18 protein-coding genes are annotated in these 20,709 nt (G+C 69.5%); 7 read left to right on the top strand and 11 right to left on the bottom strand.

The genetic code is table 11. The annotated features are described in order from the left end of the window. Window positions 1-53: 53 nt before the first annotated feature. The 4 genes from IT184_12800 to IT184_12815 form a co-directional block, all read right to left on the bottom strand. Window positions 54-896 carry a response regulator transcription factor gene (locus IT184_12800; protein MCC7009681.1) on the bottom strand — a complete coding sequence of 281 codons (843 nt, stop codon included), beginning with the start codon at window positions 894-896 and terminating at the stop codon, window positions 54-56. 420 nt (window positions 897-1,316) lie between these two features. Next, window positions 1,317-2,306 carry an apolipoprotein A1/A4/E family protein gene (locus tag IT184_12805; GenBank protein ID MCC7009682.1) on the bottom strand — a complete coding sequence of 330 codons (990 nt, stop codon included), beginning with the start codon at window positions 2,304-2,306 and terminating at the stop codon, window positions 1,317-1,319. Between the two features lie 238 nt (window positions 2,307-2,544). Then, a complete protein-coding gene (locus tag IT184_12810; protein ID MCC7009683.1) occupies window positions 2,545-3,915 on the bottom strand; it encodes a hypothetical protein in 1,371 nt (456 codons plus the stop codon). Next, the gene (locus tag IT184_12815; protein ID MCC7009684.1) at window positions 3,912-4,250 is read right to left on the bottom strand and encodes a helix-turn-helix transcriptional regulator; all 339 of its coding nucleotides are present in this window, start codon (window positions 4,248-4,250) and stop codon (window positions 3,912-3,914) included. The genes IT184_12810 and IT184_12815 overlap by 4 nt, the downstream gene beginning before the upstream one ends. Window positions 4,251-4,449: 199 nt before the next feature. Between IT184_12815 and IT184_12820 the strand changes: the two genes are divergently transcribed. Further along, complete coding sequence (locus IT184_12820) at window positions 4,450-5,670, top strand: PQQ-dependent sugar dehydrogenase (GenBank protein ID MCC7009685.1); 1,221 nt, start codon at window positions 4,450-4,452, stop codon at window positions 5,668-5,670. Window positions 5,671-5,846: 176 nt separating this feature from the next. On the opposite strand, the gene IT184_12825 is transcribed toward IT184_12820, so the two are convergent. Both IT184_12825 and IT184_12830 read right to left on the bottom strand, forming a co-directional pair. After that, complete coding sequence (locus IT184_12825; GenBank protein MCC7009686.1) at window positions 5,847-6,359, bottom strand: hypothetical protein; 513 nt, start codon at window positions 6,357-6,359, stop codon at window positions 5,847-5,849. A 122-nt stretch (window positions 6,360-6,481) separates the two neighbouring features. After that, window positions 6,482-7,315: a PDZ domain-containing protein gene (locus IT184_12830; GenBank protein MCC7009687.1), complete on the bottom strand. Its 834-nt coding sequence runs from the start codon at window positions 7,313-7,315 to the stop codon at window positions 6,482-6,484. Between the two features lie 239 nt (window positions 7,316-7,554). Between IT184_12830 and htpG the strand changes: the two genes are divergently transcribed. From htpG to IT184_12845, 3 genes are all read left to right on the top strand, one after another. Continuing rightward, window positions 7,555-9,486, top strand: coding sequence for a molecular chaperone HtpG (gene htpG / locus IT184_12835; protein ID MCC7009688.1), 1,932 nt, complete (start codon window positions 7,555-7,557; stop codon window positions 9,484-9,486). A 95-nt stretch (window positions 9,487-9,581) separates the two neighbouring features. Then, the gene (locus IT184_12840) at window positions 9,582-10,826 is read left to right on the top strand and encodes an alpha/beta fold hydrolase (GenBank protein ID MCC7009689.1); all 1,245 of its coding nucleotides are present in this window, start codon (window positions 9,582-9,584) and stop codon (window positions 10,824-10,826) included. Between the two features lie 167 nt (window positions 10,827-10,993). Further along, window positions 10,994-11,572: an NAAT family transporter gene (locus tag IT184_12845; GenBank protein MCC7009690.1), complete on the top strand. Its 579-nt coding sequence runs from the start codon at window positions 10,994-10,996 to the stop codon at window positions 11,570-11,572. 27 nt (window positions 11,573-11,599) lie between these two features. Here IT184_12845 and IT184_12850 read toward each other — a convergent pair whose 3' ends face one another. Continuing rightward, a complete protein-coding gene (locus tag IT184_12850; protein ID MCC7009691.1) occupies window positions 11,600-12,787 on the bottom strand; it encodes a S1 RNA-binding domain-containing protein in 1,188 nt (395 codons plus the stop codon). A 137-nt stretch (window positions 12,788-12,924) separates the two neighbouring features. Here IT184_12850 and IT184_12855 point away from each other — a divergent pair, with 137 nt between their 5' ends. Next, window positions 12,925-13,440 (top strand): DUF1810 family protein, encoded by a 516-nt coding sequence (locus IT184_12855; GenBank protein ID MCC7009692.1) that lies wholly within the window; start codon window positions 12,925-12,927, stop codon window positions 13,438-13,440. A gap of 152 nt (window positions 13,441-13,592) precedes the next feature. Then, window positions 13,593-14,351, top strand: a complete 759-nt coding sequence (locus IT184_12860; protein MCC7009693.1) for a sugar phosphate isomerase/epimerase — start codon at window positions 13,593-13,595, stop codon at window positions 14,349-14,351. 254 nt (window positions 14,352-14,605) lie between these two features. Here the strand turns inward: IT184_12860 and IT184_12865 are convergent, their stop codons facing one another. The 3 genes from IT184_12865 to IT184_12875 form a co-directional block, all read right to left on the bottom strand. Continuing rightward, window positions 14,606-16,774, bottom strand: coding sequence for a xanthine dehydrogenase family protein molybdopterin-binding subunit (locus tag IT184_12865; protein MCC7009694.1), 2,169 nt, complete (start codon window positions 16,772-16,774; stop codon window positions 14,606-14,608). Beyond that, window positions 16,771-17,250: a (2Fe-2S)-binding protein gene (locus IT184_12870; GenBank protein ID MCC7009695.1), complete on the bottom strand. Its 480-nt coding sequence runs from the start codon at window positions 17,248-17,250 to the stop codon at window positions 16,771-16,773. Before IT184_12870 ends, IT184_12865 begins: the two co-directional genes overlap by 4 nt. Window positions 17,251-17,366: 116 nt before the next feature. Continuing rightward, a complete protein-coding gene (locus IT184_12875) occupies window positions 17,367-18,008 on the bottom strand; it encodes a YqgE/AlgH family protein (GenBank protein ID MCC7009696.1) in 642 nt (213 codons plus the stop codon). Between the two features lie 139 nt (window positions 18,009-18,147). Here IT184_12875 and IT184_12880 point away from each other — a divergent pair, with 139 nt between their 5' ends. Continuing rightward, a complete protein-coding gene (locus IT184_12880; GenBank protein MCC7009697.1) occupies window positions 18,148-19,062 on the top strand; it encodes a hypothetical protein in 915 nt (304 codons plus the stop codon). A 30-nt stretch (window positions 19,063-19,092) separates the two neighbouring features. Here the strand turns inward: IT184_12880 and IT184_12885 are convergent, their stop codons facing one another. Then, entirely contained in the window at window positions 19,093-20,709 is a 1,617-nt protein-coding gene (locus IT184_12885; protein ID MCC7009698.1) for a hypothetical protein, read from the bottom strand.

Here is a 20,709-nt window from a genome sequence, read left to right on the forward strand (position 1 = left end):
CTGCGACCGCCGACCTCGGCGTCGGCAGCACGAGCCGCGTCGTACGCAACCCTTCACGAGTTGGCTACCCGCGGCTCGGCCGCCAGCTCGATGTCGAGACGGTAGCCGACATTCCGAATCGCCACGAGCCGCCGGCGCAGCGACGGCAGCCGCCGGCGAAGTCGCGAAATGTGCACGTCCACGGTCCGGTCGTCGCCCGTGTAGCTGTAGTGCCAGACGTCCGCCAGGGCCTGTGCGCGCGTGACGACGCGGCCGGGACGCTGGAGCAGATAGCGGAGCAACAGGAGCTCGCGGCTCGGAAGCGGCACGGTTCGGCCAGACTCGGTGACGATGAGCCGATCGAGATCGAGCGCGAGCGGACCGGCGCGGAGCGTCGTCGCAGCATTGCCGGGGGAGGCCGTGGTCGCTGCGGCAGGCGCCACCATCGGCATCGCCCGGTGCAGCAACTCGTGAACCTCGCACATGAGCGCCGCCAGCCGCGGTTGAATTGGCTCGGCCGGCGGCGTTCCTTCCGCCCGGCCGAGGCTCGACGGCCGCGCGACGACCGCCAGCGCCGCGACACCCTCGATCGCGACGACCTTTCCGCGCCGCGTGAGCGCCACCGTGCGTACCGCGATGGGAATGGCCGTCCCGTGGCGCAGGATGCGGATTGTCGACACACGGCTTCGGCGGGAGCGCAGGATGCGTCGGAGGACGGGGCGATCCTCGTCCTCAATCAAGGCCAGGCAGAAGTCCGGATCGCGGTAGAACTGGTCGGCCGTGCTGCCGGTGAGCGCTGCAACAGACGGGCTGATGTAGGCGAAGCGTCTCGTGGGGACGAGCGTGTACCGGAAGTACACGTCGTCCGCGTCGTCGAGCAGTGCGCAGAACCACCCGACGGATCCTCGCGCGTCCATGAGGCCGAGGGTATCGGCGGGGCGTGACAGCGCAGGTCAGGGGTGATGCCCTGTGCCGTCACCACGGGCGTCCGAAAGTCTTCTCAGTCGGCGCGCGACGGCCGCGCGTGCGGGCTTGGAACTTCGCTCGCACGCAGATTTTGCGACGCGCCCGGCCTGGTTGATGAACCTGGCTGCGACATCTCGTCCGCCGATCTGGGGACGACTCGCTCGCCCGACGCCCGCCGTATGTCTCGCTGCGTCGAGGACGACGTCATCACGCAGGCACGCAGCCGTGCGCGAACGGATGCTTCAGAGCCGCGTCGAGGGAGAAGTCGCGTGATCGCCGCGCGCCGTAGAGTCAGGAGATCCGTTGGGATGTGCGTTGCTGACCGGTGCCGCGCATCCCGATGCGCCGCCGGCGCCGGGCACTAGCCGCGATCAGTGACCGGTCATCCGTAGCAGCGTCGCAATGGCCACCACCTGTCCGATCCAGAACAGGAAGGACCATTTCAGCAAGTCGAACTGCTGCCGGGCCATCTCCTGACGCAAACCGCCGATCTCTTGCCGCAGATCGCTGCCCTGCACGGCGATCTCCTTTCGAAGGTCGCTGCCCTGGTTCGCAATCTCTTGCCGCAAATCGCCGCCGAGCATCGCGATCTCTTTCCGCAGGTCGCCGCCCTGCGTCGTGATCTCCTTTCGCAGATCGCTGCCCTGGTTCGCAATCTCTTGCCGCAGGTCGGTTCCCAGAGTCGCGATTTCTGCCCGAAGGTCGCTGCCCTGAGCGGTGATCTCTTTCCGCAGGTCGCTGCCGAGGGTCGCGATCTCCTCTCGAAGGTCGCTGCCCTGCGTCGTGATCTCCTGCCTCAGGCTGCTATCCAGGACGCCCATCTCCTGACGGAGGTCGCTGGCGAGAGCGCTCATCTCCTGTCGCAGGCTGCCGTCCAGGACGCTCATTTCCTGGCGGAGGTCGCTGGCGAGGGTGCTCATCTCCTGTCGCAGGCTGCCGTCCAGGGCGTTCATTTCCTGCCGCAGGCTGCTGCCAAGGACGCTCAGCTCCTGCCGCAACGCGCCAACGTGCTCGCCCATTTCCCATCGAAGGTGGCTGCCCTGGGTCGCGATCTCCTGCCGCACCCCGCCACCCAGCGTCGTCGTCTCCAGCCGCAATTCCCCGCCGAGCGTGGTCATCTGTTGCTGCAACGCGGCGCGGGATTCGCTGATTTCTCGCCGCAGCGCCTCGTGCCCTCGCACCATCTCGAGGCGTAGAGCAGAGGTCTCGGCCATCAAGCGTCGCTCGAATCGATCGACCGCCCGCTCTTCAGCGATCACGACGCACCGGTCCTCGAGCGCTTCGAATGCCTGCGCCAGTCCTGCCGTGGCCTCGGGCCCGAGCCGATCGGCCAGCGCCGGGGACACCGCGATCGCGTCCATCTCATCGCCCTTTCCCGACCTCGACGACGACGATGCCATCGTCGTACCTCAAAGACAAGCGAGATCGCAGACCATCCAAGAGCGAAGGACGTGCCACGCGGAGGACGTCAGAAACGTGCGGAAAACGGCCGCGACTCGGCTCGATCAGCCGAAACTGCGAGGCGTGCCGCGCACACGGCGTTGCGGGATCTGCAAGGCCAACGCGCGCGCCGCGGGCGCTGGCACGACGACGGATGCGTCAGCGGTACCCGAACACCGGCGGAAACACGATGACGACGAGCGCGGCCCACAGCGAGTACACGGGGAGATAGGCCATCTGCCAACGCTCGAGTGCCGTGAACTGGCCGCGCCCGAGCACGAACCGTGCGTAGAGCCACGCGGATCCGGCAAGGTTGACGAGCAGGATGATGTTCTCGCCGAGCGCCGCGACGCGATTCGGCGTGAAGCCGAACTCGGAGATGCGGGCCGCGATGGCGGCGAGCGCGACGACATCGACCGTGAGCGCGCTCACGACGAGGAGCAGTTGCAGCTTGTCGAAGAAGTTGGCCGGCGCCTCGGGCGCGCGCGCCGAGGCGGCGTACAGCACGAGGCCGACGACCGCGACGAGCAGGAGATCGAAGCCGATCAGCACTTCCCGTTTCACGTTGATGGGATGGCCGGTCCACGCCATCGTGGCGATGAACGCGAGCAGCACGATCGTGAACAGCGGCGTGAACAGCCGCGTCAGCACGGGCGCCATGTTCTCGATGACGCTCTGCTTCGCCTCGACCAGCCAAGACGCGACGATGACCGCGCCCATCGCACCGCACGGAATCAGCCAGCGCTGCACGAACCACTCGGCGTTCATGTCGATGGCGCCGAACATCATCAGCGTGAAGCCGGTGAGCACGCCGCCGCCGAGCGCGATGAGCACGTAGTAAATGAACAGCTCGCCGGAGAACCTGACGAAGTCCATGCGCCCGCCGCCCGCAAACCAGCGGCCGCCGACGTACGCCACGCCGATGACGAGCCACAACGCGATCGGCAGATGGAGCACGATGAGCTGTCCCGTATCGCTCCGCTCCGCCAGCGGGTAGACGTTGGCGAACAGGGCGGCAGCCCCGAACGCGAGCGCCAGCCCCGCGCATCCGGCCGCCGACAGCCCGCGCTTCCAGACGAAGTAGACGCTGAGCACCGGCAACACGAACAGGCCGATGTTGCGCAGGTAGAACAGCTCGTTCGCATCGGCGGCGAGATCCCGGCCGAAGAGCGCCGGCACCTTGATGGCGAGCGCCGCGACGACGGCCAGGAGCAGGACGACGGCCGCCTCGACGCGTGTGGTCGTGCCGGCCTGCTCGTCTGGCGCGATGACGAGCTGCTTCCAGAGCCGCTCCGAGTGCTCGCGCGCGAACTCGCGAGACAGCGCATCGAGGTTGCCCATGCGCTTGACGGCGACGAGGAACGCTTCGTCGCCGGCCAGGCCGGCGCCGGTGAGCGCCGAGACCTGATCGCGCAGATGGCCTTCGAGCTCCTCGACGTCGGGGCCGTGAACGGCCCGCCGCCGCCGGAGGTATTCCCGCCAGTGCGCGATCTGAGACTCGAGGGACGCGGCCGAGGCGGAGGCCGTCATGCCGTCACCGTCTTCATCCAGATGCCGCGCAGCGTCCGATCCACGGCTTGCCACTGCTTCTGCTGATCGGCGAGCTCGGTCCTGCCCGTTCTCGTGATCCGGTAGTACTTCCGTCGGCGTCCGCTCTCGGACTCTCCCCATTTCGCCGCAACCAGGCCCTGTCGTTCGAGCCGGTGGAGCACGGGATAGAGCATGCCGTCGGTCCACTGGAGGTGGCCGCCCGAGAGCTCGGCGACGCGTTTGATGATGGCGTAGCCGTAACTCTCGCCTTCCGCGAGGATGGCGAGCACGAGCGGCGTGGCCGAGGCGGCGACGAGGTCTTTGCCCAGCTCCATGCGTAGGGCTTTTATACATTGTGCTTCTATGTATGTCAACCGCCGGCGCGATCACCTGCCGGCGCGATCGCCAGGAGATCCCGGCTACCTGGGGGCGGCGAGGCCGCGGGGCGGGCGTCTGCGGGCGCGCAGGTACCGGTGGCGTCCGGTCATCCGGATCGCATACCTTTGTTCTGCTGACCCATCTCTTGGAGGACCGATGAAGGCACTATCGAGTGCGGCGCTCTTGCTGATGCTGGTGTCGTCTGCGGCACGGGCCCAAATCAACGCGGGCACGAAGGCGCCCGAGCCGGCGCTGCCGTTCACCATGACGCAGGTCGCGACGTTCGGCCTGCCGTGGCGCATCGCCTTTCTGCCGGATGGGCGCATGCTCGTCACGGAGAAGGTCGGCGGGCTCTGGCTCGTGACGCAGCAGGGCGAAAAGACCCAGGTGGCCAACGTGCCGGCCGTGCTCTGGCAAGGACAGGGCGGGATGCTGGGCGTGTACGTGTCGCCCAAGCACGCGACCGATCGCAGCATCTACCTCACCTACTCGGAGCCCGGTGAGGGCGGGTCGAGCCTCGCGATGGCGCGCGCGCAGCTCTCAACCGGCCAGGGCCGAGCGAGCCTCGATGGGCTGCAGGTCATCTGGCGCGACGGCGAGCGCGGCCGGGGTGGCCAGTTCGGCGCCGCGATCGCCTTCTCGCCCGACGGCCAGTACCTGTTCCTCAGCGTCGGCGAGCGGCAGCGCTTCACGCCCGCGCAGGATCCCAATCAGCCGCTCGGCAAGATTCTCCGGTTGACGCTCGACGGCAAGCCCGCGCCCGGCAACCCGATGGCGGGCAAGACCGGTACAGCGACCGTCGGCGTCATCGATCCGCCGCGCGACACGGAGGCCGCGAAGACCGCACCGGTCGTCCGCAGCTACACGTTCCCCGGCCCGAACCTCACGCCGGCCGAGACGTGGACGATGGGGCATCGCACGCCGTACGGGCTGGCGTTCGGGCCCGACGGGCGTCTCTGGGAGCTCGAACACGGCCCGAAGGGCGGCGACGAGCTGAACCTGATCGAGCCGGGTAAGAACTACGGCTGGCCGCTCGTTGCGTACGCGGTCAACTACAACGACACGCCGATCCCGCACCCCGACACGCGGCCCGATCTGACGAAGCCGGTCATCTACTGGACGCCGGTCATCGCTCCCGGCAACCTCACCTTCTACCGGGGTGCGATGTTCTCGCAGTGGAACGGCTCCGCGCTCATCGGCGGCATGGCCACCAAGACGCTCAGCCGGATCGTTTTCGACGGCAAGGGCGGTGCGACGCCGGCAGAGCGTTGGGACGTCGGCCATCGCATCCGCGACGTCGCGGTCGGCCCGGACGGTGCGCTGTGGCTGGCCGAAGACGCGAACCCCGGCGGACTCTTCCGTGTGACGCCGAAGTAGACAGCCTCAACGAGGGAAGCCATGAAGTCCCTCGAGGGCTTCATGGCTTCACCGCTCTCGAGAGAGATCTCGCTCTCTCGAGCGTTCCCGATTCGAAGTCGCAACCGGACGCGACGCTGCCGAAAGCCTCATGAACGTAGAACGGGCGCGCGTCCAATCTCGCGCGCGTGTGTCGCTCAGAACACGGCCAGATTCCGGAGCACCGCCGTTTGCTCCGGCGAGAGCGCCCAGCCGGCGAGGAAGTCCCGGAGCGATGCCGGGACGGGCAACGGCTCGGGCGGCCCGCCCGAGCCGTTCACCATCCTTGGCGCCGTGACCACGACGACGGCAGCCGCTGACGGCGTGGGCAGGTACACGCGGCCGTGCTGGCTGGCGTCCGTCGGCAGGAGCGTTGCCGGATCATCGACCCACTTCCAGAACACCGCGAAGCTCACGTACGGCCGGCCTTCCAGGTTCGGTGGGATCGTGCTGTTCTGCCACGTGCCGTAACGTGCGCCGCCGGTGACCGGATTCCAGAGGAAGCCGGTCGGGTTGTACGACGGGTTGCCGGGCCGGAAGAAGACGGAGTGCGAGAGGTCGCCGCCGTAGAACATCAGCAGCGACGGACCGATCGCCGACACTGTCGTGCTGGACGAGAGCAGCAGTGCGGCGGACGCGGCGAGCATCGACAAGCGTCGGGCGCGCGGCATGGAGCCTCCCGGGATGAGACGTGGCTTCATGTTAGCACCGGCCTGCGCCGCCGGACCCGTCCCGCTGTGCTCACGCGTGATCACACCTGCGCCGGGAGCGACGTCGTCTCGCCGCTCGCCTCTCAGATGGTCGTCCTGGCGCCAGGCCGCCGCGTGGTGAACGTCGCTTTCAACGTTTGCTCCTTGCGATCGCGGACGATGGTCAGCGTGACGTCGTTCGACGCCCCGGCGATGCTCCGCCGCAGGTCGCTCGCGCTGCTGATCGCCGTGCCGTTCACCCGCGTGATGACGTCGCCCGCCTTCAGGCCGGCGGCCTCGGCTGGCGTGCCGGTCGCGACCGACGTGACGAGTACGCCCGCACGCGCGCCGAAGAAGTCGCCGAGCTGATCGGTCAGCTCCTGCACCGTTACGCCGAGTCGGCCGGCATTCGCCCCGAAGCCGCCGAACGGACGATCCTGCGGCCAGCCGCCGCGCATCTCGACGTCGGGCACGACGACGCGGCCGCCGCCGACGAAGACCCCACCGGTCTCGGGCGTAACCTTCAGCGCGACCTGCCGGCCAGCCCGCGAGATCGTCGCGTCGACTTCGCGACCCGCCGGCGTCTCCTCGATCACGCGCGCGAGTTGCCGCGCGCTCCGCACGCGCTCGCCGTCGAACGCGACGACGACGTCGCCGGAACGGATGCCGGCTTTGTCGGCGGGGCCGCCGGACCTGACGTCTTCGACGTAAGCGCCGGCGACCCTGGCGAGCTTCTCCCGCTCGCTCTCGGCCGGCGTGACGTCGCGGATCGAGACGCCGATCTCCGGCTCGCCGCCGAAGAGCGATCGCAGGTCGGCTCGCGGCGAGCGCGCCGCCTGGGCCGACGCCGCAGCCTGGAACCCGCCGGTCAGCACGAAGACGAGCGCCGTGCCGGCCGCAAGCAGCCTGGCGCTCGGAAGATGCACGATGGGACGCATGGCCTGACCTCCTCGAGAACAACAGTTACGACGTGGAAGGGCAGCGAGTGGTTGGCGGCGCGCGGATCGCGTCCCGGAGGTCCGTGCGGCTGCGGCGACGGACCGGCGCATTGCGGCCGAGGCCGGCCGCCGGAGGGCGCCGTGCCCGTCCAGCGCCGCGTCCTTTACTAGAATGATGGACGCGTCGGCCGTCTTCTCGAGCCGACGTCATTCAGCGCGAGGCCAACGCGACGCACCGTATGTCCACGATCGCCAAAGACACCCTGAGCTTCCAGGCCGAAGTCAAGCAACTGCTCCACCTGATGATTCACTCCTTGTACGGCAACAAGGAGATCTTCCTGCGCGAGCTCGTCTCGAACGCGTCGGACGCCTGCGACAAGCTGCGTTTCGAAAGCCTCGGCGACAGCGCGCTGCTCGAGGGCGACGCCCAGTTCGCGATCCGGGTGGCGTACGACAAGACCGCGCGCACCATCACGGTGTCGGACAACGGCATCGGGCTGACCCGGCAGGAAGTGATCGACCACATCGGCACGATCGCCAAGTCGGGCACGCGCGAGTTCTTCAGCCGGCTGACGGCCGACGCGGCCAAGGACGCGCAGCTCATCGGCCAGTTCGGTGTCGGCTTCTACTCGGCCTTCATCGTGGCCGACCGGGTGACGCTGCTGACGCGTCGCGCCGGCACGCCGGCCGGCGACGGCGTGCGGTGGGAGAGCCGCGGCGAAGGCGAGTACACGGTCGAAACCGTGACGAAGCCGTCGCGCGGCACCGACGTGACCTTGCACCTCCGCGAGGGCGAGGACGGTCTGCTCTCGGGCGGCGAGCTGCGCGAGATTCTCCGGAAGTACTCCGATCACATCACCTTCCCGGTGCTGATGAAGAAGGAGCACTGGGACTCGTCGAAGACCACGATGGTCGTGACCGACGATGACGAGCAGGTGAACCAGGCGTCGGCGCTGTGGACGCGGCCGAAGTCGGAGATCACCGGTTCGCAGTACGAGGAGTTCTATCGGCACGTCAGCCACGACTTCGAGCCGCCGCTGGCCTGGACGCACGCGAAGGTCGAGGGGCGGCAGGAGTTCACGCAGTTGTTCTACCTGCCGCGCCGCGCGCCGTTCGATCTCTGGAACCGCGACGAACGGCACGGCGTGAAGCTCTACGTGCGCCGCGTCTTCATCATGGACGCCGCCGGCGAGCTGCTGCCGGCGTACCTGCGCTTCGTGCGGGGCGTCATCGACTCCAGCGATCTGCCGCTGAACGTCTCGCGCGAGATCCTGCAGCAGTCGTCCGACGTCGCGCAGATCCGGTCGGCGTCGGTCAAGCGCGTGATCGGTCTGCTCGAGGATCTCGCTGCCGGCCAACCCGAGAAGTACGCGACGTTCTGGGCCGAGTTCGGCACGGTGCTCAAGGAGGGCGTCATCGAGGACCGATCGAATCGGGACCGGATCGCGAAGCTGCTGCGGTTCGCCTCGACGCACGCCGGCACGCCCGATCAGACGGTCTCGTTCGCCGGCTACGTCGGCCGCATGAAAACGGGACAGGACGCGATCTACTACGTCACGGCCGACTCGTTCGCCGCCGCGAGCCAGAGCCCGCATCTGGAAGTGTTCCGCAAACACGGCGTCGAGGTGCTGCTGCTCGCCGACCGCGTGGACGAGTGGATGCTCTCGCAGTTGACCGAGCTCGACGGCAGGCCGCTGAAGTCCGCCGCCGACGGGGATCTCGACGTCAGCGCGCTCGGAGAAGCGTCGTCGAAGGTCGCCGACGAGATGAAGGAGAGCGAGTTCAAGCCGCTCGTCGCCCGCATGCAGGCGGCGCTCGAGGCGCAGGTCTCGAGCGTGCGGCTGACGCACCGGCTCACCGATTCGCCCGCCTGTCTGGTCGCCAGCGAACGCGGCCTCAGCCGGCATCTCGAACGGCTGTTGCGAGAGGCCGGCCAGCCCGTGCCGTCGTCGATGCCGATTCTCGAGATCAACCCGGATCACCCGATCGTCGAGCGGCTCAAGCAGGAGAGCGACGACGTGGTGTTCGCCGACTGGAGCCGGATCCTGTTCGACCAGGCGCTGCTCGCCGAAGGCGGCGACCTCGACGATCCGGCCGCATTCGTCCGGCGCCTGAACAAGCTCACGCTGGCGCTGGCGGGAGGCAGCGGACCCAAGATCTGGGTGCCGTAGCGTCTCGGATCGTCGACGACCTGAGGTCGGGATCCGATCGCCGTGCCGTCGCGGCATCGCGTCCCCGATACAATGTGTTTCCCATCGAGGTGCCCATGAGCCGTTCGCGTCTGGTCGCGTTGTCGCTCGCCGCGCTCGTGACGTCGTCCATTTGGCTGCGCGCGGCGCCGCAAGCCCCCACGCCGGCAACGCCGGCAGCTCCACCGGCGGCGGCGCAGGGCCGGCGGGGCGGCGGGCCCGTCGTCTCGCCGGAGGTCGGCGCCGATCGGCGCGTGACGTTCCGGCTGCGCCTGCCGAGCGCCCAGGCCGTGGCCGTGACGCTCGCCGGCAAGCGGATCGAGATGGCGAAGAACGCGGACGGCGTGTGGACGGCGACGACCGATGCGCTCGAGCCCGACATCTACACCTACTCGTTCAACGTGGACGGCGCTGCGCTCAACGACCCGGCGAACCGCCAGGCGCAGACCTCGTTCGGCAGCTTCCAGAGCATGTTCGTCGTGCCGGGCGACAAGGCGTGGCTACCGAAGCCCGGTGCCGTTCGGGGCGCCGTGACGCGCCAGGCGTTCCACTCCGTCGTCGCGAACGACGACCGCGACTTCTTCGTCTACACGCCGCCAGGCTACGACGCGCGGCGCAAGCAGCCCTATCCCGTCCTCTATCTTCTGCACGGGCTCGGCGACGATGCCGAGCGATGGCTGGCGGGTGGGGGAGGAGCGGCCAACATCCTGGACAACCTGATTGCCGACAAGCGCGCCGTGCCGATGATTGTCGTCTCGCCGCTCGGCTACGGCACGTCGACCGGACCGGCCGGCGGCCGCGGTTCGCAGAACGTGCTGGGCTACGCGCGGATCCTGCTCGACGAGGTGATGCCCGTCGTCGACCGGTCGTACAACGTGAGCACGCGTCGCGAGGATCGCGCGATCGCGGGGCTGTCGATGGGCGGTGCCGAGTCGCTGTACGTCGGCCTGAACAACCTCGATCGCTTCGCCTGGATCGGCGCGTTCAGCTCGGCGCTCCTGCTGCTGCCTCCCGCCGCCTCGGTGCCCGCGCCGCAGCCGGCGGCGGCACCGGCCGCGGGCCGCGGCGCTCCCACGCCGCTCGATCCCTCGGTGTTCGACAAGGCGTTCCCGAACCTGAGCGCGAAGGACAACGCGCGCATCCGCATGCTGTGGATCACGTGCGGCACGGCCGACGGGCTCATCGGGCAGAACCGCCAGTTCCGCGAGTGGTTGCGCGGCAAGGGCATGAAGTTCAGCGAAGAGGAAGTGCCCGACATGGCGCACGTCTGGCCGCTCTGGCGCCAGAACGTCACCGACATGGTGCCGAAGCTGTTCAGATAGCGGACATCAAATCATCGATCATCGGGCTATCGCATCGGATCATCGATCATCGAAACATCGCATCGATCATCGGGATACCAGACGCTGATGATCCGATGCGGTCGTCCGATGCCCCGGTGATCGATGCGATATCCCGATCGCCCGACAATCCGATATCCCGATGCTCCATGCTGTCCGCCATCGTCACGCTCCTGCTCGTGATGGACCCGCTCGGGAACGTGCCGCTGTTCCTTTCGGTGCTGCGCGAGGTGCCGCCGGAGCGCCGGGCGCCGGTGCTTCGGCGCGAGATCCTGCTGGCCTACGTCGTGCTGCTCGCGATGCTGGCGACGGGCCGCTACATCGCCGAGTACTTGCAGCTCCGCCAGGAGACGATCAGCATCGCGGGCGGCATCGTGCTGTTCCTGATCGCCCTGCGCATGGTCTTTCCGCGTGAAGGCGGGCTCATCGGCGACCAGCTCGAGGGCGAGCCGTTCCTCGTGCCGCTCGCGATTCCGCTGCTCGTCGGGCCGTCGACGCTCGCGACCGTCTTGCTGCTCGAGCAGTCTGGCGCGTTGGCCACCTGGTGGCTCTTCGTGGCGGTCACGATCGCCTGGGCCGTGAGCGGCATCATCCTGCTCTCGTCCACGTTCTTCTATCGCGTGCTGCGCGAGCGCGGCCTCGTCGCGATGGAGCGGCTGATGGGGATGCTGCTCGTCATGGTCGCGGTGCAGATGTTCGTGGACGGTGCGCGGACGTTGCTGCGCTGACCGGTCGCGCGGCACGCGCCGCGAGGTTCACTTCTTCAGCGCGCCGCGGAGCTTCTCGGCGAGCGAGTCCCCGAACGGCTGAGGGGAAGCGTCCGGCCCAGGCGCAGCGTCCGTGGGTTCTTCGTGCGCCGTGCTGGCCGCGCGCGCCCGCGGAGAGGCGTCGTCCACCGGCGACAGGCTGATGCGTTTCCTGTCGAGATCGATCGCGAGGACCTCGAAGGCGCCTGTCATCCCGACGTCTAGGGACTTCGACCATCCGCCGCCGGCCCGGCCCGCGAGCGGAAACGTGGACGCGTGGGCGAGACCCTCGATGCCGGGCTCCAGTTCGACGAACGCGCCGAACTCGGCGATGCGTGTGACGCGGCCTTCGCGCACTTGTCCCACGCCGTAGGCGCCCGGCACCCTCGACCATGGATCCGCGAGCAGCGGCTTCAGGCTGAGCGTGATCTGCCGCGTCGCATCGTCCATGCGCAGGACCGCGGCCGTGATCTCCTGCCCCTGAGCGGCCACCGCCGCCGGATTCGCGACGCGCGACCATCCCATCTCCGAGACGGGCAGCAGAGCCTGTACGCCGCCACCGAGATCGACGAACGCGCCGAAGTCGCGCACCGACACCACCCGCCCGGTCACGACCGCGCCGACCGCGAGCGCGCGGCGGACGTCCTCCGCGCGCGCCTGCTGCTCCTGCTCGAGGAGTGCACGGCGCGAGACGACGAACTTCCGGCCCTCGTCGGCGTACTCGAGGATCCTGAAGGCGTAGACGCGCCCCTCGTGCGTCTGGGGATCCGTGTCGCGGAGGATGTCGATCTGCGACTGAGGACAGAAGGCGCGCTGGCGTGCCATCGTGACGTTGTAGCCGCCTTTCACCTGGCCCTCGACCTTCCCCTCGACCGGCAGGCCGGCACGAAACGCGCTCTCGAGCTGCCGCGCCGTCGCGGCACGCCGCTGCAGCTTGCGCGACAGCGTCAGTCCGCCCGCCGTGGACATGATGGTCGCCTGAAGGCGGTCGCCGACCGCGACCTCGAGCGCGCCGTCTTCGTCCCTCAACTCGGCCAGCGCGATCGTCGCCTCGCTCTTGGCCCCGACGTCCACGAAGGCCACGTCGGCACCCAGCGCGACGATCGTGCCTTCGACCGGCTGTCCGGTCTCGAACCGCTTCGTTCGCTCCGACGCCGCGAACAGCGCCGCGAAATCCTCGTCCTCCCGATCTTCCACGCACACGCTCCTCGCCGATTATTGATCTGACGTGGCGGCGACGTCCGCTGATCGCCGATAGCGCGGCTTGCGCGGACGACGCCCTTCTCTCTGGGCCGACGTGAGCCGACGTCAGCGACCGGACGTGTTGTACCGTCGTGGACGACGTGGCCGTCGACCTCGACCGCTTCATCCTCGCGCAGAACGACCCGATCGGCGGCTTCGTGACCGCGCTGGCCGAGCTTCGGGCAGACGGCAAGCGCAGCCACTGGATCTGGTACATCTTCCCGCAACTGGCGGGACTGGGCTCATCGCCGATGGCCGAGCGCTACGGGCTGCGCGGTGTGCTCGAAGCAATCGCCTACCTCGAGGAACCGCTCCTGCGCGAGCGGCTGCTGGCGGCGACCATCGCGGCCGCGGATCAGGTGAGGCGAGGGATGTCCCTGCACGCGCTCATGGGCTCCGACGTCGACGTGCGCAAGCTCATCTCGTCGATGACGCTGTTCGGCGAGCTGACGCGCGGGCCTGCGCGCGCACGGAGCGAGCTCGCGACGCTCGACGCCGCGCAGGCGCTTCACGAGAACGCGGAGGTGATCCTCCGCGCTGCGGCGGAAGAGGGGTTGTCTCGCTGCGCGTTCACGTTGGATCGGCTGGGCAAGGCCGGCTCGGTGTAGCGACCCGTCGGCCCCTGCACTCTGCCGTCAGGCAGACGTCTCGCACCGAGTGCTCCACGACAGACCAGCCATTCCAGCACGTCGCACTTCGCGGTGCGCGTCGCGGGACAGCAGCCGCGGAGCGTTCGCGCCTCGTGCTACGGTAGACGCGCATGTCTCGACCGCGCATCGGCCTGGAGCTGTGGACCGTCCGCACCGACGTCAACCGCGACCTGCTCGGCGCGCTCTCCCGCGTCGCCGAGCTCGGCTATGAGAGCGTCGAGTTCTACTCGACGTACCTCGACTGGACGCTGGACTTCGCGCGCGAGGTCCGAGCGCGGCTCGACGCCGTGGGGCTCGCGTGCAGTTCCACGCACAACGGCATGCGCGCGTTCACGCCCGACGCGATGCGGAAGACGATCGATCTCAACCACGTCCTCGGCAGCCCGTTCGCCGTCGTCGCGAGCGTGCCGAAAATCGAGACGATCGAAGGATGGCGGGAGGCGACGGAGCGGTTCGCGGACGTCGCCGAACGGCTCCGGCCGTCCGGCTTGGCCGCTGGATTCCACAACCATCAGCGCGAATGGACGCTGCTCGACGGGCAGCTCCCCATCGACGTCGTCGCTGACGGCACGCCCTCGGACTTCGTCATGCAGATCGACGTCGCGCCGGCGGTGGAGTTCGGCATCGACGTGCCGGCCTGGATCCGGACCCATCCCGGCCGGGTGCGAAGCCTCCACGGCCGCGACTGGAGCGCGACGCGCGGGCCGAACCTGGCGTTCGGCGAGGGAGACTGTCCGTGGCGCGAGATCATCGTCGCGGCCGGCGCCACGAGCGACCTGCGCGACGTCCTCGTGGAGAACGGCCACAGCACGCCGGACGAGGAGTGGGACATCGCGGCTCGCAGCATCGCGAACTGGCGTGCGCTGTAAGGACGATGATGACTATCGTCGATTCCGCGGCGATCGTTCACGCACTGTGAGGCCCTGGGCCCCGAATCGCATGAACGTGGTCCAGCAGTGTGCGACCTCGGGCTGAACGAATCGCCGACGTCACTTGGCGTGACGTGCGCTCCGGGTAGGCACGCTCAGCCCGTCGGCATGCTGTAACAGGCGCTGCACCTCGCGTGCGTTCGGCGCGTTGGGCGCACGCGAGTCGGCTGGCGGCTGGGCTGCCCTCGTGCCGCTCAGGTGGCCGAGCCTTTCAGCGCCTCCAGCACACGTGCGGGCGTCATGGGTAGCTGGCGCATGCGCACGCCGATCGCGTCGAAGACGGCGTTGGCGATGACGGCGCCCATCGGGACGACCGATGGCTCGCCGCCGCCCTGCGCCGGCAGGTCGGACTTGACGATCACCGCCTGGAGCTTGGGCATCCACGAGAAGCGCGGCAACTGATACGTGCCGAAGTTGCGGTCGGTGACGTCGCCGTTCTTGAAGTGGACCTCCTCGGTGAGGACGTAGCCGAGGCCCTGCATCATGCCGCCGACGATCTGCTGCTCGAGGCCGTCCGGATTGATCGTGATGCCGTTGTCCTGCGCGCACACGACGCGCACGACCTGGACGCGGCCGGTCGTGCGGTCTACTTCCACTTCCGCCATGTTGGCCACGTAGGCGCCCGCATCTGCACCGATTGCCACGCCGACGCCGCGGCCGCTCGGGGCGGCCTTCGGCGTCCAGCCGAACGCCTGCGCGGCGGCGTGGAGCACGCCGCGGGCACGTTCGTCCGTCAGGTTCCTGAGGCGGAATTCGACCGGATCCTTGCCGGCCTTCGCCGCCATGACGTCGATCTGCGACTCGCGCCCGAACGCGTTGGCGTTCGCGCCCGGCGCGCGCCACGGGCCGACGGCGAACGGGTTCATGCCGGGCGTCGCGCCCTGCCAGCCGCCGCGGACGAGCGTGCGGTGGTGCGGGACGTCGTAGAGATGCTCGGCGCCGCGGCTTCCGGCGCCGATCACGGTGTAGTCCCAGAACGTGATCCGGTGGTTCGCGTCGAAACCCGATCGGATCGTGAGCACGGTCGCCGGGTCGAACGTGTCGAAGAAGAACTCCTCCTCGCGGCTCCACATCACGCGCACCGGCACGCCGGCGGCCACCGCGAGACGGGCGGCTTCGATCGCCTGCTGGCCGGCGCTCTTGCCGCCGAACCCGCCGCCGACGTACGGGGTGATCACGCGGACCTTGTCGGGCGCGACGTCGAGTGCGCTCGCGATCTGCGACTTGAGCGGGAAGGGCGTCTGGGTGCTCGCCCACACGGTGATCTTGCCGTTCTCCACCGCCGCAACCGCCGCGTGCGGCTCCATCGGCGCGTGCGCCACGTAGCCCTTGCGGTACGTCTCGTCGAAGACCTGCGTCGCGAGCGTGCGGCCGGCGGCCAGATCGCCGCTCGACGCGGTGACGTTGCCGGCCGGCGCCGCCTTGACGATGTGCTCGAAGATCGTCTGGTCGGTCACGGTGGACGGCGACGGCGAAAACGTCGCCTTCACGAGCCGCAGCGCCTTGTCGGCCTCGTCGCGATGCGCGTGCAGCACGGCCACCATGTTGCCGTCGCGCACCACCCGTACGCCTGGGACGCGTTCGGCCGCCGACGTGTCCACCGACTGCAGCGTGGCGCCGTGCGCCGGCGGACGCACGATTCGCGCGTGCAGCGCGCCGGGCGGCACGATGTCTCCGGCGTACTTCGCCTTGCCGGTGACCTTGTCCAGGCCATCACGGCGCAGCGTCGTCTTGCCGACGATCTCGAAGGCCGATGGCGGCTCGAGCGTGGGCTGGACCGAAACCTTGCGTTCGATGCGCCGGCCTTCGGTGAGCTGCCCGTAGCCGATGCGCTTCGTGGGGTCGCTGCGATGGACGACGGTGCCGGCGTCCACCTTCAGCTCCGACGCCGGGACGTGCCACCGTTCCGCCGCCATCTCGATGAGCACCGCCTTCGCTTCGGCAGCCGCGCGCCGCAGCACCGGCCCGAACTGGCGCGTGCTCAACGACCCGAACGTGCCGTTGTCGAACGGACACAGATCCGTGTCGCCCATGACGATGTCGACCTGCGAGAGCGGCACGTCGAGCTCGTCGGCCGCCATCTGCGGCAGCGACGTCATGATGCCCTGGCCCATCTCGATCTTGCCGACCAGGCAGGTGACCCGGCCGTCCGCGCCGATGTGGAGGAACGCGTTGAGGTCCGTCGCTGCGGCGCCCCCTCGTCCCTGCGCGGCGGGCGAGGCCGCCGCCGGCCGCAGGTTGAACATCACGAGCAGGCCGGTGGTCGTCAGCTTGATGAAGTCGCGGCGATCGAACGTCGGGATGAAGCCCCATCCGTCCGGGACTTCCATGTCGTGATCGAGGTTCGGGTCGATGGCGTTCATCGCACGCCTCCCTTCATCGCGGCCGACGCGCTCTTCACGGCGTCGAGGATGCGCGGGTGCGCGCCGCACCGGCAGAGGTGCGACTCGAGCTCCTCCCGCATCACCTGCTCTGGCGCGGCGCTCGGGTTCTTCTCGAGGCTCGCGTAGATGTCCATGATCATGCCGGGCGTGCAGAAGCCGCACTGGTAGCCGGCGTGATCCAAGAACGCCTGCTGCACCGGATGCAGCCGGCCGTTCTGCGCCAGCCCCTCGATCGTCGTGACGCTCTTGCCGGCGACGTCGCCGATGCGCGTCGCGCACGCGCGCGCCGACGCCTTGTCGATGACGACGGCGCACGAGCCGCAGGTGGCCTGACCGCAGCCGTACTTCGTGCCGGTGAGATTGAGGTCGTCGCGAAGGACCCAGAGCAGCAGCCGCGTCTCGTCGGTCGTGACCGCCGTCGGCCTGCCGTTGAGCGTGAAGGAGATGGTGCGCATACGGCCAATTATCGGCGAGGAGTCTGGAAATGTCGCGATTTGTTCTCTGGGTGTCGGTGCGACTCTTTGGTCGTCTGGTGGCCTGGAAAGGCGCGTCCGCGACACCGCCCTGCCGGCTAAGCCGCCAGGCCCTCGGTGAGCCGGATGAGCCGGCGCCACAGCGTGTCGGGCGCGGGGTCGAAGATCGCGCTGGCGTCGCCATCGAGCAGGTGCCAGGCGCCGGCGGCGATCTCGCGTTCGAGCTGTCCGGCGCCCCAGCCGGCGAAGCCGACGTAGAGACGGAAGCGATCCGGGCCCGCGCCGGCCGAGAGGTCGTCCGCGATCTTCTCGCGCGAGTCGAGCAGGTACACGCCGTCGAGCACCCGAAGATCTCGCCGCGCGGTGACGGAACGCACGAGCGCGCGCGCCGCCGTCATCTCCACCGGCCCGCCGAGGAAGACGAGGCCGGGCGCCGGCTTCGCGACCGGCAGCCCGGGCAGGATGCGCTCGATCGCCACCTTCGTCTGCCGGTTGAGCACGAGGCCCGCGGTGCCATCCTTCGTCGCAGCGATGAGGACCACGACGGTCTCGAAGAAGTTGCGGTCGCCAAGGCCGCGCGAGGCGACGAGCAGCGTGCCGGGGGCGAGGTCGACCGCAAGGCGGCGCCCGCCTTGGCCCGCGGCGGACGAACGCTCGCCGGCGAGCAGGCCCGCACTGAGCACGATCGCGACGGCCACGGTCAGACACACGATCCAGGTTCGGCGTGCGGCGGCCGTCATGCGAGCTTATTATCCCGCGGGGGCATTGAAGAGTTGATGCCTGTGGTGCAGGCTGATACCAACGATGGCCTGGCCATGAGCGGCGAGTGGGGCGTCGTTGGTCGGGCGTGATGAGCGAGTGATGAGTCGGGAGGAACACGTGCTGACACGACGCGATCTGCTGGCCTCGATGCTCGTCGCTGCCGGTGCGCCGCTCGTTCGGACAACGTCTGCGTCCGCGGTGCAAACCGACGGCATGGCCGAGCTGGCGCTCTGCGGCTGGGACGAGGTGTTCATCGTGCGGATCGGCCGCTCGTCGCAACCGCCGGACAAGGTCTGGTCGTGGCGCGCCGCGGACGACAGCGCCATTCCGGCTGCGTTGAAAGACGCCTTTCGCACGACCGACGACTGCAAGCCGGTCGACGACGGCCGCGCCATCCTGATCTCGTCGTCATCGGGCGCGATCGCGCTCGTCGATCGCGCCACGCGGCGCGCCCGGTTCCACGCGCCCGTCGTCAACGCGCACTCGATCGAGCGGCTGCCGGGCGGCCGCGTCGCCGCGGCGGCGTCGGTGGCCACCGCCCCAGGCGGCAACCGCATCGTCGTCTTCGATGCCGCGAGCGGACAGGAGCTGGCGAGCGACGCGCTGCGATCGGCGCACGGGCTCGTATGGGACGACGCGGGCCGGCGGCTCTGGGCGCTGGGCGGCGACGTGCTGCGCGCCTACGACGTCGGCGTGGCCGGCGGGCCAACGGCGCTCACGCGCATCGACGAGGTGCCGCTGCCGACGCGAGGAGGCCATGACCTCGTGCCGCTGCCGGGATCGCCGCACCTCTTCTTCAGCACGGAGTCGGGCTGCTACCTGTTCGACCGCGAGACGCGTGGGATCGTCCCGCACGAGAGCCTCGGGCCGATGGTGAACGTCAAGAGCTACTCGGTGCACGTGCGCGCCGGCCGCGTCGCCTACATCCAGGCCGAAGGGACGGATTGGTGGGCCGAGCACGTGCACTTCCAGCGGCCAGACGGCCAGATCCGCCTGCCCGGCGCCCGGCTCTACAAGGCTCGCTGGCTCTGACCGGACCGCGCGCCGCCTCGCGCGAGCAGGTCACCGCCTCGCGATCCAGGTGGCGCGGCCGTATTCGCCGAGCGACACGTCGCCACGCATCTCGTCGCCGACCGCGACGCCCCTGAACTCGAAGTTCAGCCGCCGGCCGTCCGCCGTGTACCACGTCCAGATCAGCACGTCCTGCGCGCGGACCTGGCCGCGGAGCTCGCGCTCGGCGAATTCGCCGACGTGCAGGCCGGCGAGCTCGGTCCCGCGCTGTTCGATGACGAAGAGATGCTCCGCGCTGCCGCGTGCGAAGGTCATCGTGACGCGCCACGTTCCCGCGATGGCTGCCGGCGGTCCGCCGGCCTGTGCAGCCGGCCGCACCGGCGGGCTCGCGAAGAACGCGTGCAGCGCGTCGGCGACGATGCCGGCGTCGCCCTCGCGGAGCTGATACGGCACGATCGTGATGTTGGGCGCCGCGTTCGGCGGGAAGGGCAGGAAGCTGCCGGCGCCGCTCACCGCGATCCGCGGCGTGCCGTGGTAGAGCGCGTCCTCCACGTCGGCGCCCGACAGCGGGATCGCCTCCCTGTCCCACGCGATCGTCATCGTGGGCGTCCGGTTCGACAGCACGTCGGGTCCGGGCTGCAGGATCTCCGTGTGCACGCCGCGCACGTCCTTCAGCCGATCGGCGATGAGCGCGAGCCACGCGTGCCACTGCTGCTGCTCGCGCGCGTGATCCCGCGCCCCCCAGGCCTCCACCGCGGCGAGCATGCCGATCATCTCCTCGCGGCCGACCTTGAAGCCCCGGCCGAACCCGTGATGCGGCGCGCTGTGCATCCACGCGGCGCGCGTGAGGCCGGCATCGCCGAGGAGCAGGCCGGCGCACTGCGGACCGCGGAGGCACTTGCCGCCGCTGTAGGCCACGAGCGAGGCGCCACGCGCGAGGTGCGGGTTCGGCACGCGCAGTTCCTCGGCGGCGGCGTCCACGAGCACCGGCACGCCGTGGTCGCGCGCCGCGCGGCACATCGCCTCGAGCGGCAACGGGCCATCGTCGGCGTCGGGGCCGGCGAGCACCATGACCATCGCGGTGCGCGGTCCGAGCGCGAACGTGAGCTCCGCCATCGTCCGCACCTCCACGATGCGCACGCCGACCGCGCGGACGGCCGCGTCGTACGCGGACCGCGAGGAGGCCGGCACGATGACCTCCTGCTTCATCCGGCTGAGATCCGGCAACTGCGCGAGCTTGTCCGGATCGGCGCCCGCGACGGCGGCGGCCGTCGCCAGCGTGAGCGCCGCCGAGCAGCCCGACGTCACGATCGCCCACTCGGCGCCGGCCAGCGAGGCGAGCCGCCTGCCGACGGCCTCGGCGAGCTCGTCGATGTGCACGTACTCGCGGGTCGCCGCGTCCATCGCCCGCCGGACGTCGGCGGACATTTGCGAGCCGCCGAGCACCGTGATGGTGCCGCGCGCGTTGATGATCGGCCGCACGCCGAGCGCGGCGTAGACGTCGCCGCCGGGCGCGCTCGCGAGCGGAGCGGGCGCCTGCGCGTCGAGCGGCCGCACCCTGCCGAGCAGGCCGGCGATCACCGCGCCGTGTCCGCCGCGGGCCAGCCATTCGCGCCGTGTCAGCCCTCCGGATCCGGTGTCCGCCATGCGGTTCGCCTCCCGATTCAT

The organism is Acidobacteriota bacterium (assembly GCA_020853395.1).
Classification (GTDB): domain Bacteria; phylum Acidobacteriota; class Vicinamibacteria; order Vicinamibacterales; family SCN-69-37; genus JADYYY01.